Consider the following 15,639-nt stretch of genomic DNA (forward strand, 5'->3'; position numbering starts at 1 on the left):
ATCTTGATTTGGTTATTATGGTTTTGGTGTTGTAGTGGATTCAGATTTATTAGATATCGTTTTTTGTTAAATTCGTCTTTCTACTACCACTAATTCATTGAACGATTGTATAACTGTGATTGTATCTGATTAAGTGCCTCACTCACTAGTTGGTACATTTGCGAGTGTTTTCCCAGTTGTGACTTTAGTCCTTGTAGTTACAGTTGCAAATCTATCAACTCCTTCTCCTGTAGCCCCAGTAGCGCCCGTGGCCCCGGTATCCCCAGTAGCGCCTGTGGCTCCTGTAATTCCTGTCAGTCCAATTGGATCAAGCTCTGCGGCCACCAAACGGTGAGCTGTGGTTAGATTTCCAGCAGCGTCCTTTCCCCAGGCAGAGATCTCAACTGCATCAGAGCTGGTAAAAAACTGAAATTCAAATTCATCAAATTCCGCATAATAAATTCTCGTTGCCACTTCACCAGGATCTAAAACAAAAAACTCTAAAACGTACAATATTTTTGTAGTCCCTACCACGTAAAATCCTTCAATTTGCACCGTTGAAGCAACAGTGTCGTCATTCGTAATTTTTATGGTAAAGGTTACCGATGGTCTTACACCGCCGACTGGTGTATTTTCAATTAATCCGGTGGTTAGTTCGGGCATTTTCTCCTCTCCTAACTTACCTTATATTTAGTCGTAATGGTCGATATATTGTTAGATATAATCTTCTAGTATTTTTATATGTACAAGTTCAGCTTTTGTGACTTTGATCAATCTTGTTTTTTGGTTGCTCTGATAATATTTTAAAATATGTCAGTGTGTTTACTGGACAGTCAAAAGTTTTTATAACGCTGTGGCGTACAGCGCCTGTCAAGCTCATAACGCTGTTTCAATCTCACGCGGCAGCCTTCCAATCCGCTACGGTTATGATGTACGGTAAAGAAGAGATGCTAAGCTACTATAAAGGGTTCTGCCAGGACTTCCGCTTTGTGCTGGTGAAGGTGAGGGGATTGGTTGTTGATTTTGAGCGTGATTCTCTCGTTTCTTAAAGCTGCAAAGCTTTTCGCTTTATTCTTGCGGCGATTGCTAATTTAGTTATCGCCGAAGGCAAGAAAGAAAAGAAATCTTCAAGGAGACTGAATTGAATCTTCGGAGCAGGATTTTGAGACTCCCTAAATATTTGCTATAATTATTTAGGGAGGGTGATAATAATGAGTGACTATTTATTTGACCAGCTCAGAATTGTACGCAATAACACGACGGCCGCCGTAAAAGATCTCAGCGAAAGCCAGGCGGACAATGTACCTTCAGGGTTCAATAACAATATTCGCTGGAATCTTGGGCATGTTTATTTAGTTCAAGAACGATTTGCCTTTGGTTTTACAGAAATTCCGATGCAGCTTCCTGAGGGGTTTATGGATTTATTTGGCAAAGACACAAAACCAAGTGATTGGAAGGTACAACCACCTACAGTGGCGGAACTCCTTCGTCTTTTGGAAGATCAGACAAAGCGCATCCAAGAAAAACTTGGCAACCGGTTAGATGAAGTTCTTGCCAAGCCCTGGACTATGCCTTCCGGCTTAACATTAAAGACCGCACGGGAATTTCTCACATTCTCAATGTATCATGAGGGTATGCATGTCCAAACCATTAAAATGCTGAAGAAATTCAGCGCCTAATTCAGCTTATAAATGCTTTATAGTTTATAAACTTGTTTATACCTATGAGACAAACACTGAAGGGCTTCGTATAATTCTTATATACGGAGTCTTTTTTATCCGCTGACTAATCTGCTCTAAGACTCCCGCTTCGGCAAGCGGTGAGTTAAGAGCGGTTAAGTCCCTGGATAAGTGCGACTAAGATTCAGATGGAGTTAAAAACTCCACCTGAATCAAGTCTGCTTTATACTACCGGGAAGTATGACTTCGTTAATACTTTCCTCCTGCGGAGCAACTACGGCTTTCGCTCTCAAAAACTCGGCATAAGCCGGGTTTTCTTTAAATTTAAGCCTAGTTACTCAAGTTTTACATCACAAGGGATAACGTAAGCTTAGGTTTACGCTTATGCTTATGCTTAAAGGACTGGGACTTAACGTCTTTATGAAGCTGACTATAAATGAGGATTTCTTTCTATAAAATTAATGCTTAAAAATTCCCATTCTGGGTAGACTGTACTTAGAAAAGTTTTGGAGGGAATTATAAGGTCTGCTTGGAAAAGAGGAGTTTTAAGTGTCTATAAGAATAGAAAATCTTTTTGAGAAAAAAAGAACAAAAAAAGTAGTTTACATATTATTATTAATTTGTATGGCAATAGTTTTGCTTGCTAGACTCGATGGAGGCTTGGTTTGGAATGAAATTGAGCCTAAACAAAATACAGCTCCTGCAAAAACAGCCTCTACTGAAAAAGCGGAAACATTGTTACCTGATCAATTAATTCGCTTTCACGTCCTGGCAAATTCGGACAGTGACCAAGATCAGGCTCTAAAGAGAGCGGTTCGGGATGCAATTTTAAAAGAAGTTTCTCCGAAATTGGCTGCCTCACATTCTTTAGAAGAATCACGTCAAATTTTACAAAGCCTCCGTTTTGACATGGAAGATATTGGACGCACCGTCGTTAAAGCTTGGGGAAAGGATTATCCGGTTCATACGGAATATGGACATTTTAGTTTTCCGACAAAATCTTACGGAACATTAATACTGCCGGCAGGTGATTATGAAGCGTTACGAGTTGTGATCGGAGAAGGAAAAGGGTCAAACTGGTGGTGTGTGTTGTTTCCGCCGCTTTGCTTCATTGATATAGAGCACTCCACAGCAGTTCAAGTGGATGGAAAACCAGGGATACCCATTAATGACGCGGCTCCAACTTATCCTGTTTTAAAAAAGGCAGAAGAAAGTGGTGAAAGTATAGAAATAAAGGGGTCGGCAAATACTGTGGAGGCTGAAACTGATAATTTGAAAGCTAATTCACCTAAAGTGAGATTTTATTTTTGGGATCTGGTAAGCAAGCTTCTTCATTAAATAAGCCTATATACAAACGAAAAATACTACTTGGACAGTACCTGGACGAAGGTGACCAAAATGTAAACCGCATCACTGCTATCTTCTAAGAGCACAAAGGGTTCACGCCTTGCTTGGTAAAGTTGTTTTTGGAACCAGTTTGATTTAGAGAAGCAACTTACTAAAATAAGATTTATTAATATGAAAATTTATATTATAGTTATTTATAGAACTTAGCTATTGACTCGCTTGTCACTATGCGATATAATTTCTTTTGTTCACTAAATTTATTGAATTGAATAGTTTTGCGAAGTTTAGAGAGCACTGGAGAGGTGGCTGAGTGGTCGAAGGCGCCCGCCTGGAAAGCGGGTACATTGGGCAACCGGTGTCGAGGGTTCAAATCCCTCTCTCTCCGCCATATGAGATTTCAGCCAAAGCATTCGACTTCGGCTTTTTATTTTGCTATAATTGATTTAGCCGCACTAGACGGGGAGGTAGCGGTTCCCTGTAACTTGCAGTCCGCTCTAGCAAGGTGGAATTCCTGCGAAAGGTCCTCGCCTGTGAAGCTGTCTTTGGCAGATGGTGATGAGATTTTGGTCTTACGCAACAGAACACTCCGAACCGTGTCAGGTCTTGACGGAAGCAGCACTAAGGAGAGCGTTTTGTGTGCCGTAAGGTTGCCTGAATCGAGCTGTTCAGCCAAGGTAACGTTCGGAGGCGTTGGTTCGATCTAGGGTGTGCGGCTATTACTATAAAATTAAAGGTGGTCATAGTACCATCTTTTTTGGTACTAGTCAGAAAGTATAATTTAGAGTTACATAACTTCTAAGCAGATTCCTTTTCCTCATTCATGATTGCAGGGGACATTCGTTCATCTATGGCCGGCACGTAGACGCGCCCATTGGTGCTTGCAGTTGCAGGTGAGAAGACAGTGGCTGCGGGCGTTGGTCAAGTTTCGCTAGGGCACACTCTAGTTATCGAGGGTGATAGTATGGCTTATTTAGCACTTTACCGTGAATGGAGACCTAAAACCTTTAAAGAAATCGTAGGGCAGGAACATATTACTCAAACACTGGTGAATGCCCTTAAACAAAAAAAAATAGCTCATGCTTACTTGTTTAGCGGTCCTAGAGGGACAGGCAAAACTACGGCCGCTAAAATTCTGGCCAAAGCGTTGAATTGTGAACAGTTAATGGGGATTGAACCTTGCAACCAGTGCTCCTCTTGTGTGAGTATTGATCACGGTTCAGCCATTGAAGTGTTTGAGATTGATGCGGCTTCAAACCGAGGGATTGATGAAATTCGGGATTTGCGGGAGAATATAAAATTAAGCTCAATTAAAGATAAGTATAAAGTTTATATAATTGATGAAGTGCATATGCTGACCACAGAAGCCTTTAACGCTTTGTTAAAGACTTTGGAAGAGCCCCCGCCGCAAGTGGTTTTTATCTTGGCAACAACAGAGGTTCAAAAAATACCATTGACAATTCTTTCGCGTGTCCAGCGCTTTGAATTTCACCGCATTTCGGTTGAGAATATAGGCAAGCGGCTGAGTTTAGTCTGTGAATCATTAGGCCGGCAGGTTGAGCCCAATGCATTGGCGGTAATCGCGCAAAAATCTGAAGGAGGACTTCGGGATGCCCTGAGTATTTTAGATCAATGCCTTCTTCAGAATGATCCGATAGATGTTAAGGAAGTTTATCAAGTTCTGGGAATGGTTGGTGAGACCTTTAGTTCTCAGTTAGTCGAGGGACTATTGGCCTCGGATTATGGCAAGAGCCTAGCGACGTTAACTGAGGGAATTCAGCAAGGACGTGACCCCCGACAGATTATTCGGGAACTTTTAGATTATCTTCGCCAAATGCTTTTAAGTTTGACAATTGGGGAGCCTCCCCTGGTAGCACCTGAGGTGCAAGCGCAATTAATCAGACAAAGTGAACAGATTCCAATATCCCGCCTCCTGCATTGGATCTCAATTCTCATGCAAGGTGAGGGGCAATTGAAATATGCGTCAAACGCTCGCTTGGCTGCTGAACTTTTAATTGTTCAGACAATCCATGAAGGTCAAAACCTTAGTGGTGGGCAGGAAGAAATTTTGAAACGTCTGACGTTGTTAGAACAAGAAATCCAAAGTATCCGTATGAGAAGCGATGGTTTTCCTTCACTAAATAGGCCAGAGGATATTCCTTCCTCAAAGAGAACTGCTCCGATGAGTACTAAGCCTCCCCAAAAATCTGTCGCAGAGGTTAAGGAAAGAACAGCGGCCATAGAACCTAACACAGAGAGCCAGCAACTTTTAACAATTGAGAAAATCCAAGGACAGTGGAATGATGTTCTTGAGCAAGTTAAACGGCGTAAAAAATCCACACAAGCTTTTTTGTTAGAAGGGAAGCCTGTCCAAATTGAAGGAAATTCTTTGACCATAGTTTTTCGTGAAGGTTGTTCATTTCATAAAGATAAGGTTAATCAAAACGAAAACCGCCAAACGATTGAGGAGGTACTGCAACAAATTTTTGGCATACCTCTTAGTTTAGTGAATCTGATGGAAAGTGAATTTAAAACCAGGGAGGCTCCGGAGCTTCAAGATTTAAAGCGTCAGGAACAGACACTTGTTGATAAAGCCAAGGATATGTTCGGCGCGGATCTAGTGACGGTACGAGACTAAGAGTTTAGATAGTTCTAATGGTCTTAATAAAGTAAGATGGGATGTGTTAATATGGCAGGTTTTAAAGGTATGGGTGGCAATATGGGTGGAGGAAACATGAATCAAATGTTAAAGCAAGCTCAGAAGCTGCAGGAAGACATGGCCAGAGCTCAGGAAGAGCTTCAAAACAAAACTGTTGATGCTTCTTCAGGTGGAGGGATGGTTCAGGTAGTTGTGAGCGGAAAGATGGAATTAGTAGAAATGAAGATTAACCCCGAAGCCATTGATCCTGAGGATGTTGAAATGCTGGAAGACCTCGTCAAAGCTGCGGTGAATGAAGGTTTAAGGAAAGCCCAGGAAATGGCTAGCAATGAAATGGGGAAACTAACCGGCGGGTTAAAAATTCCCGGCTTGTTCTAGGTGATTTATGGATTTTTTAAATTATCCTCAGCCTTTGGCGGATCTTATCAGTTGTTTGGCCCGCTTACCGGGCATTGGTCCCAAAACGGCGGGAAGGCTGGCATTTTATCTGCTTCAACAGCCGCAGGTTTCGCAAGACTTGGCTCAAGCAATTACTGAAGCGAATCATAATATTAAGAAGTGTTCAATTTGCTCGAACTTTACGGACCAGGACCCATGCGCACTTTGTCAAAACCCGCAAAGGGACCCTGCGGAGCTTTGCGTTGTAGAACATCCCAGAGATGTAGTTTCACTTGAAAAAACAAAAGAATTTAAAGGCCGCTATCATGTCTTGCATGGCGTACTCTCTCCTATGGAAGGAATTGGGCCGGAGCAATTAACGATTAACCTGCTGTTAAAGCGCTTGGAAGGGGTTCAAGAAGTAGTAATGGCTTTGAATCCTACAGTGGAAGGTGAGGCTACGGCTTTATATTTAGCACGGCTTTTAAAGCCGCTGGGAATTAAGGTGACCCGGATTGCCCATGGTTTACCTGTGGGTGGGGATCTGGAATATGCCGATGAAGTGACTATTGCGCGGGCTTTAGAAGGGCGTCGGCAGCTTTAAAAATGTTTTATTAACCGTGTTCTCCGATTTAATATTAAGGAGAGCACGGTTTTTAGATAAAGAAGGGGACTTAGCCGCTCTTGACTCACCGCTTGCCGAAGCGGGAGTCTTAGAGCGGGTTAGTCATCGGATAAATGAGCAGGTATGACTTTGCTTGCATGCTTTCTCAGCATAAATGCGGCTAGCGGCTGCCGGATGATTTTTAAACGTAGGTTTTTAAAGTTCAAGAACAGAACAGTGTTCTTCTTTGCCTGATATGTGCATATTTATGGACTAGCACAGACGAGGGGGAAATGCCTATGACTCTGGTCTTTCTGGCACTGCTTATTTTACTTATCGGATTAGTAGTTCGCTCCACCGTAAATAAACCTAATATTGTCTTAAAAGTCCTAATTCATAGTCTTGGTGGAATTGTCGGACTTTGGTTGTTGAACTTTTTCTTAAGTATTTTAGGTTTTTCCATTCCAATTAATTTCTTTACAATAATAATTGTAGGTCTTTTAGGGTTTCCTGGAGTATTAACTTTATCAATATTGCAGTTATTGGGGATTTAATGATAAAAATCACAAGGTTTTTTAACAACTTATTCTTGACTAGCAAAACAACTCGGAGGTATACTTAACATACTAAGGGGAACTATTCGACTTAAATGCGAAGTAGTTCCCTAAGTCCGTTTTTACAGTAGTTTTATGAAAATTCTATTTCTTCCTCTAAGACTAATAGTTCATTTTCTGAAAGTTCGAGGGAAATAGAACAGGGAAAACAGCGGTCTAAATTAAATTTATCACATGATTAGGAGGATACAAAAAATGGCTAAAATGAAAACCATGGATGGAAATGAAGCGGCGGCTCATGCTTCGTACGCGTTTACCGAAGTCGCTACTATCTTTCCCATCACCCCCTCTTCGACAATGGCCGAATTGGTCGATGAATGGGCTGCTCATGGAAGGAAGAACATTTATGGGCAAACTGTTAAAGTCGTGGAGATGCAATCCGAAGCAGGCGCTGCAGGTGCAGTACACGGTTCCCTCCAAGCAGGAGCATTAACCACTACGTATACAGCCTCACAAGGCTTACTTTTGATGATTCCTAACATGTACAAGATTGCTGGCGAGCTGCTTCCATGCGTATTTCATGTCAGTGCCCGGGCTCTGGCAACCCATGCGCTCTCTATTTTCGGAGACCACCAGGACGTTATGTCCGTTCGTGCCACCGGATTTGCTCAGCTTTCTTCACATAACGTGCAAGAGGCGTTAGATTTAGGCTTCATCGCTCACTTAGCCACGGTTAAAGCGAGAGTTCCCTTTGTTCATTTCTTTGATGGGTTCCGTACTTCCCACGAAATTCAAAAAATTGAAATTCCGGAATATGAGGAAGTAGGTCAATTATTGGACATGGATGCAGTTCAGGCCTTCCGTGCCCGGGCTTTAAACCCAGAACACCCTGTTCTACGTGGAACAGCTCAAAATCCGGATGTTTATTTCCAGGGCCGTGAGGCAGCAAACCGTTTTTATGATGCGGTTCCGGATATCGTTGAACATTATATGCAAGAGTACAAAAAACTCACAGGCCGGGAATATCATCCCTTCCAATATTATGGTGCCGAAGATGCCGAATACGTTATCGTAGCCATGGGTTCGATCTGCGACACTATTGAAGAGACTGTTGATTACCTTATGGCTAAGGGAGAAAAAGTTGGGGTTGTTAAGGTTCATCTGTTCAATCCTTTCTCCAGCAAGTATTTCTTTGATGCAATGCCCAAAACAGCCAAGAAAATAGCGGTTCTTGAAAGAACGAAAGAACCTGGTTCTTTGGGAGAGCCTTTGTACTTAGACGTTAAGGAAATATTCTACAATCATGACCAAAAACCCGTGATTGTGGGAGGACGTTATGGTTTAGGTTCTAAAGATACTACGCCGTCTCAAGTTTTAGCGGTTTATAAAAACCTTAAAGTTGAAAAGCCTGTTAATGGGTTTACTATTGGCATTGTTGATGACGTAACTTTCAAATCCTTGCCAGAAGATGAGATTATCGACACTGCTCCTGAAGGGACTATTGCTTGTAAATTCTGGGGTCTTGGTGCAGATGGTACAGTCGGTGCTAACAAACAGGCAATTAAGATTATCGGTGACCATACTAAGCTATATGCTCAGGCATATTTCCAATATGACAGCAAGAAATCCGGCGGTATCACCGTTTCTCACGTCCGCTTCGGGAAAAAACAAATTAAATCTCCTTATTATGTCACTGGTGCTAACTATATAGCTTGTCACAACCAAACCTATGTTTATCAATATGATCTCTTGAAGGGCTTAAAGAAAAAAGGAAACTTTGTCTTAAACTGTCAATGGACACCCGAGGAGTTAGACGAAAAATTTCCGGCGTCTATGAAACAAGCTCTTGCCCGCAATGAAGTCAATTTCTATATCATAGATGCAGTTTCGATCGCCCGTAAAATTGGTCTTGGGTCCCGTATTAACATGGTGATGCAGGCAGCTTTCTTCAAGCTTGCCAATGTCATTCCTGTGGAAGAGGCTGTAGATTATCTAAAGGCTTCCGTTCAAAAAACATATGGTAAAAAAGGTCAAAACATTGTAGACATGAACAATGCTGCCATTGATCAAGGAGTTTCGGCTCTTGTTAAAGTTGAGATCCCGGCTTCTTGGGCTAATGCACAGGATGCTGAAGCCGCCGCTGCTTCTGACGAACCTAACTTTGTCAAAAATATTCTTCGCCCCATGAACGCTTTAGAAGGGGATAACCTTCCGGTGAGCGCTTTCTTAGGCAGTGAAGATGGAACTTACCCTGTTGGAACGACTGCTTTCGAAAAACGCGGTATTGGTGTTGTTGCTCCAGAATGGCAAGTTAACAATTGTATTCAATGTAATCAATGTTCTTATGTCTGTCCCCATGCTGCAATTCGTCCTTTCCTGATGAATGAGGATGAAGCTAAAAATGCTCCGGAAACTTTTGTCGGTAAAAAAGCCATTGGTAAAGAAGCTGCCGGGTTACAATTCCGTGTTCAAGTAAGCACTTTGGATTGCACCGGTTGCGGCAACTGCGCTGAAGTTTGCCCGGCCAAAGAGAAAGCCTTGGTTATGAAACCTGCCGCCGAACAAATGCAACGCCAAGCTGCAAATTGGGAGTATGCCGTTTCCTTGCCAAACCGCGGCCAGCTCTTTGATACTACAACAGTTAAAGGCAGCCAGTTTGTTCAACCGTTGCTTGAGTTCAATGGCGCCTGCCCAGGCTGCGGAGAAACCGCCTATGTGAAACTCCTTACCCAACTCTTTGGCGACCGCATGATGATATCCAATGCAACAGGTTGCAGCTCCATCTGGGGTGGCAGCGCTCCTGCCGTTCCTTATACCACGAATCACGAAGGCAAAGGACCCAGCTGGGCTAATTCCTTGTTTGAAGACAACGCTGAGTTTGGTTATGGTATGTATTTAGGGGTTCGTCAACAACGCGAAAAGTTAGCGGCTTTGATGAATCAGGCTCTTGAGATGGAAATCAGTACTGAACTGAAAGGAGCCTTCCAAGAATGGCTCGCAGGCTGGACAGATGCCGATGCTTCCAAGGCGGCAACTGCTAAGATTCTGGCAGCCTTAGAAGGCTATGCCGGAGATAACAAAGTCTTAGCGGAGATTCTGAGCAAAAAAGATCAGCTTGTTAAGAAATCCCAGTGGATTATTGGCGGAGACGGATGGGCCTATGATATTGGCTACGGCGGTTTAGACCATGTCTTAGCATCAGGGGACGATGTCAATGTTCTTGTTCTCGATACTGAAGTTTATTCGAATACTGGTGGTCAGTCTTCAAAATCAACCCCGCGTGCTGCAGTTGCTAAATTTGCTGCCGCCGGTAAGAAGATTCGCAAGAAAGATTTAGGCATGATGGCTATGAGCTATGGCTACGTCTATGTCGCCCAAATTGCTCTAGGCGCCAACATGAATCAAACGATTAAAGTTATTAAAGAAGCAGAAGCTTACAAAGGACCTTCATTGATCATCGCTTATGCTCCATGCATTAACCATGGGCTTAAAGCCGGCATGACCAAGAGCGTTCAGGAAGCTAAAAAGGCCGTGGATTCCGGCTACTGGCACCTCTATCGCTTTAATCCCGATTTGGCGGATCAAGGAAAGAATCCCTTCAGCCTTGAATCTAAAGAGCCTTCATTGCCCTTCCGCGACTTTATCATGGGTGAAGTTCGTTACACCTCTCTGCTGAATACCTTCCCGGAAACAGCCGAAGAACTTTTTGCGGGTGCGGAAAAATACGCTAAAGTGCGTTATGATTCTTACAAACGTTTAGCAGAACAAAAATGGGAAGACTAATTTAACTTAGCTTGCCTTAACAAAAGATTCATTAGCCCGGAGAGCAGAGTATTTGAGAGTATTCTGCTCTCTTTTTTATTGTCGTCAAGTGCGAGGCTGGTTACTTGGAAACTCGATTCCTATAAGAACACAATAATGAATTCAGGAATAAAATAGGCGAAGGAAAGAAGGAGGTGTTTAAAACGAGCAGTGTGCCGATGGTTGGGGATTTTGTAAGGGAGTCGCTGGATTTGCATTTGTTTATGGCTCGAATCATGAGGGAACATGCTATTTTTATGCAAGCCGGTTTTCTGCCTAAGGATGTTACTTATGCTCAGCAAGCAGAGCAGTTTAAATGTCAGTACGACGAAATTCTTAAAGAGGCTATAATGTTAAGTGATTGCACGGCCTCAGTGGATGTCTTGAGTTCAGGAGAACTGGTAACGGATAAAACATTTGGAGCAGAGGCGAAAACGCAGGAGTTGACAGGAATATGCATCGATTCTGCTTTGACATCGGAAGAGTTGCGTTTAAAGCCTGATCCGGGAACGCTGCCACAGGACATTGCTGCCTGTGTTCAGAGCTTGAATCAGAAATCCATGATTTTAACAACTTCCTTTGCGCAGTTTAAGGCTCTAGTCTGGGATCAAGTCACAAAATGCTGTTTATTTACAAATTTGTTTCCCTCTCAGTATGCGCATATTCACAGAGAAGCTTTATTTTATCTAAAACTCATGAGCCGACTGCAAAACAATCGGTTTGTTGATGCGCGCGTTGAATTATATGAACAAAAACTATTTTGGGATGAAATAATGGCCGAACATGCCCAGATTATTGCTCATCTATTAGACCCTGCAGAAAAGAAACTTTGTCACAGGGCACGGGATTTTGCCCGCCAGTTTACCAAGTTGGAACAAAAACTGAAGGGAGAAGGAATACCGGCTTCTGGCCTTGAAGGGCTGAGAAGAGAAAACATTCAGGCGACAAAGGCTATCGCGGAATTTAAAGCCGCAAATACAGAGCTTCTTTTAGATTGTCAAATAAAATCTCTGCTCTCCCCGCTGTTAACTGACCATACGCTTAGAGAGGCTTATTATTATTTGAGGATTTTAAAAACCTTGAAATTAGTTTATCTTGGCCGAGGGTAAATAATAATAGAGCAACTAGAAAATAATTATACCCGGAAGCAAAACGAACGAAGAGGAATTAAAGAATTCTTTCTCTGCGTTCGCTTTTTTGTATAGCCAGAAAGATTAAGCAGAGGACAAGGCAGAGGTCTGTTTAGCTCAGGAAAAGAAATAACGAGTATAAAATAATGGTCAGCTCCCGAAAATAGAGATACGGGTTGCCCAATGAAAGCTGAATATTTTTGCCGCTAGGGCTAAGGTGCGTCGGAGGATTGGAGGACGGGGTTTCAGAATGAAGGATTTCTTTTGGTCTAACACAATATGGTATATATTGCTTGGGGTTTTAACTGTTATTGAATTGATTGTTATTTTTCTTAAAACTGACCGGGTAAAGTTTGTAGCCGCATTTTATTTAACCTTGACTGGAGTGACACTCTCTGCGGAGACGGTACTTTTCATAATATTTAGAGCTTATTATTATTATCCGATGATTATTCAAACTTCTTCCTTCGATGATGCACTTGCAGGTAATCTTTTTTCTCAGTTTTCTCTGGCAGCGACAGCCCTATTAGTAGCGGTTTTAAATCTGCCAAATTATTGGATTTTTATTTTTGCCGGAATTTACGGGTTGATTGAAGAGTTGTTTTTGATGTTAGGTATCTATAAACATTACTGGTATAGCACTTGGATGACGCTAGTTGCGCTGCCATTGCTTTTCTGGGTGGCCAAAAAGTACTATTTGAAAATTTTTAGTGCAATTAAACCAGGTTATCATTATTTAAATATCTTTTTAGGGTTATTCTCACTGGATGTAATTACAGTACTTTGGGGATTTATGCTCTCCGGAAAGCAAAATTATACTAGAGATTTTTTCCCGGATTCCTTAGGAAGCCCTTATGTCATGGCGTTACTTTATTATTGTTTTTTATCAATAACGTTAATGACAGCTTACTTTTTTAAATTGAGATGGGAATGGAAAGCCTTGGTTATATTATTTATTTATGGATTTAACTATTTGGCATATTTGCAGAAAGTTATTTATCTAAAAGAAGGTTGGTTTTTCACATTTTCAACCATATCTGTTTTCTGTATGTATTTGTCAATTGTTTTTCTTGACCGCATGTATAAAAACAAACCGCTGTTTGCTGGCTTAACTTCTCTAGATACATAAACGAAGGAGGCTTAAGCGTGGAGGACGCTCTACTTACTATAATTTGTGTGGCAATTACCTGGTATTGGGGTGATTGGAGGCAATGGAAGCAGTATTATCCCACTATTTTGTTCTGGGCTTTGGGGAATACAATTTATTGCTACCTCACTGTTAATAAGCCTCTTTGGACTTTTACAACGATTCTTCCCTCAACCTTGGCAAACATAATAATGGCTTTAGTGATATTTCCTTGTGTTTGCCTCTTGTTTTTACCCTATTTTCCTCAAGGACATATCCTAAAAAAACTTCTGTACATTTGTCTATGGACATTTATTTTTTCCTTCATCGAATGGTGGGCCTTAAATATACATCTTTTTGTTCATTTCAACGGCTGGAATTTAATATATTCGGTCCTTTTCAATTTTGGCATGTTCACACTGCTCCGGATACACTACAAGGAGCCGCGTTGGGCCTGGTTGATTTCCATCGCCACGGGGCTTTTTATTATAATTTATTTTAAAATATCTTTGTAGGCCTGTTTGAAATTATTTCTTAATATAGTCAGAAATAAAAAGCGGCGGGTTAAGGATTGACAGTTTGATTGAGAGTTCAGGGTGCAAAACAGTAATTTTAAGATGGGGCTGCAGCAGACTTAGAACAATTAAGTATGGTTGCAGTTTTTTGTTATTAATTAGGAATTTGCCGCTAAAAAGCTCTGAATCTACGGGGAGGGGGTTAGGCTCAGCGTTTTGCCCAAACGAGACGAGAATTAAAGGCTTGCGAATAATCAACTCGTTCTAGGACAAAATAAGCCTGTTAGGAGGGAGAAAGGTGCGCAGTTGGGTAAAAATGATTAAAGACCTCACTCTTCGCCCCAAACGGGTACGCCAGATACGCAAGACACCTGCGTATTCTTTTGATGAAGACTTAAATAAACCTATATCCGGAACCGCCGTGAAAGAGATTCTATCCAAAAGCAGCGATGTTGTATTTCGGGAATTCATTCTTCAGGGAAAAGAGCATATTTCCTGTATGGTTGCTGCAGTGGATGGAATGGTTAACAAAACTCAGCTTGACCAGTTCGTTCTCAAACCCCTCATGGTGGATTTAGTCGGTCATCCGGAACTGGCTAAAGTAACAACGGCAAATGCCGTGGATATGACACTTAAGAGCTTAATTCCGGGCTTGGAAGTTAAAAAAATACGTAAAATGGGAGAGGCTATTGACGCAATTTTATCAGGTGATTCGGTTATCTTTTTCGGAGATTGTTCAGAGGCTATTATCATTGGCGCCAAAGGATGGGCTAATGCCGGCATTAATGAGCCGGTTGCCGAATCGGTTATCAAAGGACCCCACGAGGGATTTACAGAAACTCTGCGAATCAATACATCTCTTTTGCGGAGAAAGATTAAACACCCTTCCCTGCGCTTGATCTCTTTAAAACTTGGAGACTTAACAAAAACTGATCTTGTAGTTACTTATATTGATAAAGTTGCCTGCTCGGAAATTGTCTCTGAAGTCTTTAGACGGCTGAGTAAAATCAAACTGGATGGGGTGATAGAAAGCGGATATATCGAAGAGATGATCGAGGACTTTCCGTACTCGCCTTTTCCGCAGATCGCCTATACGGAGCGCCCGGATGTTCTGGCCGGTAAACTTCTGGAAGGTAAAGTCGGGATTATGCTTGACGGAACCCCCATTGTTCTTGTAGTACCTGCTATATTAACTCAGTTTTTAAATGTCAATGAGGACTATTACCAGCGGGCTATGACAGCAATTTTGTTTCGCTTTGTTCGCTATGTAGGAGCCTTCGTGGCAGTTACGGCCCCAAGTGCCTATATTGCCGTCACGACATTTCATCAGGAAATTATACCGACAGATCTCCTGATGAATATAGCGGCAGGTCGCCAAGGGGTGCCTTTTCCGGCTCTTTTAGAGGCTTTAATAATGACCATTGTTTTAGAAATCTTACAAGAAGCAGGGCTTCGCCTGCCGAGGCCAATTGGGCAGACTATCGGGATCGTCGGAGCGCTTATTATGGGGGATGCAGCAGTGAAAGCCAGCTTGGTGAGTCCTTTGATGGTGATCGTCATTGGTATTACCGCCGTCTCAAGCTATGCAATTCCCTACTATGATCTAAGTCTTGCGGTTCGACTCACTCGCTTTCCGCTGATGATTTTAGCGGGAAGCCTTGGTTTTTTTGGGGTATCTGTAGGGCTTTATGCAGGTTTAATTCACTTGTTGAGCCTTCGCTCTTTTGGGGTTCCTTATATGAGTCCGATCGCTCCAATGCGAATTCGAGCCCTTCTGCAAGATACCTTTGTCCGGGCGCCATGGTGGGCGATGAAAAGACGCCCGCATCTAATGGACAACGAAAAGCCCCGATCGGGAGGAAAAAGGTGA

General features: G+C 42.2%; 12 protein-coding genes, 1 tRNA gene and 1 other RNA gene. 13 read left to right on the forward strand and 1 reads right to left on the reverse strand.

Features of this window, described 5'->3' with window-relative positions:
- Nucleotides 1-138 precede the first annotated feature (138 nt).
- The gene (locus tag REC12_RS03965) at nucleotides 139-642 is read right to left on the reverse strand and encodes a hypothetical protein (RefSeq protein WP_374214167.1); all 504 of its coding nucleotides are present in this window, start codon (nucleotides 640-642) and stop codon (nucleotides 139-141) included.
- Nucleotides 643-1,190: 548 nt separating this feature from the next.
- On the opposite strand from REC12_RS03965, the gene REC12_RS03970 reads away from it, so the two are divergent.
- The 13 genes from REC12_RS03970 to REC12_RS04030 all read left to right on the forward strand — a co-directional run bounded on the left by REC12_RS03970 (nucleotide 1,191) and on the right by REC12_RS04030 (nucleotide 15,639).
- Complete coding sequence (locus REC12_RS03970; protein ID WP_308892518.1) at nucleotides 1,191-1,658, forward strand: DinB family protein; 468 nt, start codon at nucleotides 1,191-1,193, stop codon at nucleotides 1,656-1,658.
- Nucleotides 1,659-2,207: 549 nt separating this feature from the next.
- Nucleotides 2,208-2,996 (forward strand): stage II sporulation protein R, encoded by a 789-nt coding sequence (spoIIR, locus tag REC12_RS03975; RefSeq protein WP_308892519.1) that lies wholly within the window; start codon nucleotides 2,208-2,210, stop codon nucleotides 2,994-2,996.
- A gap of 305 nt (nucleotides 2,997-3,301) precedes the next feature.
- Nucleotides 3,302-3,393 (forward strand) — tRNA-Ser (locus tag REC12_RS03980).
- A gap of 59 nt (nucleotides 3,394-3,452) precedes the next feature.
- An RNA gene (gene ffs, locus REC12_RS03985) (signal recognition particle sRNA large type) lies at nucleotides 3,453-3,718 on the forward strand.
- 248 nt (nucleotides 3,719-3,966) lie between these two features.
- Complete coding sequence (dnaX, locus tag REC12_RS03990) at nucleotides 3,967-5,640, forward strand: DNA polymerase III subunit gamma/tau (RefSeq protein WP_308892586.1); 1,674 nt, start codon at nucleotides 3,967-3,969, stop codon at nucleotides 5,638-5,640.
- Nucleotides 5,641-5,691: 51 nt separating this feature from the next.
- The gene (locus tag REC12_RS03995) at nucleotides 5,692-6,039 is read left to right on the forward strand and encodes a YbaB/EbfC family nucleoid-associated protein (protein ID WP_308892520.1); all 348 of its coding nucleotides are present in this window, start codon (nucleotides 5,692-5,694) and stop codon (nucleotides 6,037-6,039) included.
- A 7-nt stretch (nucleotides 6,040-6,046) separates the two neighbouring features.
- On the forward strand, nucleotides 6,047-6,643 hold the full coding sequence (gene recR / locus REC12_RS04000) for a recombination mediator RecR (RefSeq protein ID WP_308892521.1): 597 nt from the start codon (nucleotides 6,047-6,049) through the stop codon (nucleotides 6,641-6,643).
- Between the two features lie 299 nt (nucleotides 6,644-6,942).
- Nucleotides 6,943-7,197: a pro-sigmaK processing inhibitor BofA family protein gene (locus REC12_RS04005; protein WP_308892522.1), complete on the forward strand. Its 255-nt coding sequence runs from the start codon at nucleotides 6,943-6,945 to the stop codon at nucleotides 7,195-7,197.
- Nucleotides 7,198-7,452: 255 nt separating this feature from the next.
- Nucleotides 7,453-10,980, forward strand: coding sequence for a pyruvate:ferredoxin (flavodoxin) oxidoreductase (gene nifJ / locus REC12_RS04010; RefSeq protein ID WP_308892523.1), 3,528 nt, complete (start codon nucleotides 7,453-7,455; stop codon nucleotides 10,978-10,980).
- Nucleotides 10,981-11,153: 173 nt separating this feature from the next.
- Complete coding sequence (locus tag REC12_RS04015; protein ID WP_308892524.1) at nucleotides 11,154-12,107, forward strand: DUF2935 domain-containing protein; 954 nt, start codon at nucleotides 11,154-11,156, stop codon at nucleotides 12,105-12,107.
- 271 nt (nucleotides 12,108-12,378) lie between these two features.
- On the forward strand, nucleotides 12,379-13,257 hold the full coding sequence (locus REC12_RS04020) for a hypothetical protein (protein WP_308892525.1): 879 nt from the start codon (nucleotides 12,379-12,381) through the stop codon (nucleotides 13,255-13,257).
- 47 nt (nucleotides 13,258-13,304) lie between these two features.
- The gene (locus REC12_RS04025) at nucleotides 13,305-13,769 is read left to right on the forward strand and encodes a CBO0543 family protein (RefSeq protein WP_308892587.1); all 465 of its coding nucleotides are present in this window, start codon (nucleotides 13,305-13,307) and stop codon (nucleotides 13,767-13,769) included.
- A gap of 298 nt (nucleotides 13,770-14,067) precedes the next feature.
- Nucleotides 14,068-15,639 (forward strand): spore germination protein, encoded by a 1,572-nt coding sequence (locus REC12_RS04030; protein ID WP_308892526.1) that lies wholly within the window; start codon nucleotides 14,068-14,070, stop codon nucleotides 15,637-15,639.

The sequence above is a fragment of the Candidatus Desulfosporosinus nitrosoreducens genome (genome assembly GCF_030954495.1).
In the GTDB taxonomy this organism is placed as follows: domain Bacteria; phylum Bacillota; class Desulfitobacteriia; order Desulfitobacteriales; family Desulfitobacteriaceae; genus Desulfosporosinus; species Desulfosporosinus nitrosoreducens.

What these genes read in the sequence shown, in the direction of transcription:
- REC12_RS03965 (WP_374214167.1), bottom strand. Translation starts at nt 642, where the DNA reads ATGCCCGAACTAACCACCGGATTAATTGAAAATACACCAGTCGGCGGT.
- REC12_RS03970 (WP_308892518.1), top strand. Translation starts at nt 1,191, where the DNA reads ATGAGTGACTATTTATTTGACCAGCTCAGAATTGTACGCAATAACACG.
- dnaX (WP_308892586.1), top strand. Translation starts at nt 3,967, where the DNA reads ATGGCTTATTTAGCACTTTACCGTGAATGGAGACCTAAAACCTTTAAA.
- REC12_RS03995 (WP_308892520.1), top strand. Translation starts at nt 5,692, where the DNA reads ATGGCAGGTTTTAAAGGTATGGGTGGCAATATGGGTGGAGGAAACATG.
- recR (WP_308892521.1), top strand. Translation starts at nt 6,047, where the DNA reads ATGGATTTTTTAAATTATCCTCAGCCTTTGGCGGATCTTATCAGTTGT.
- REC12_RS04005 (WP_308892522.1), top strand. Translation starts at nt 6,943, where the DNA reads ATGACTCTGGTCTTTCTGGCACTGCTTATTTTACTTATCGGATTAGTA.
- nifJ (WP_308892523.1), top strand. Translation starts at nt 7,453, where the DNA reads ATGGCTAAAATGAAAACCATGGATGGAAATGAAGCGGCGGCTCATGCT.
- REC12_RS04020 (WP_308892525.1), top strand. Translation starts at nt 12,379, where the DNA reads ATGAAGGATTTCTTTTGGTCTAACACAATATGGTATATATTGCTTGGG.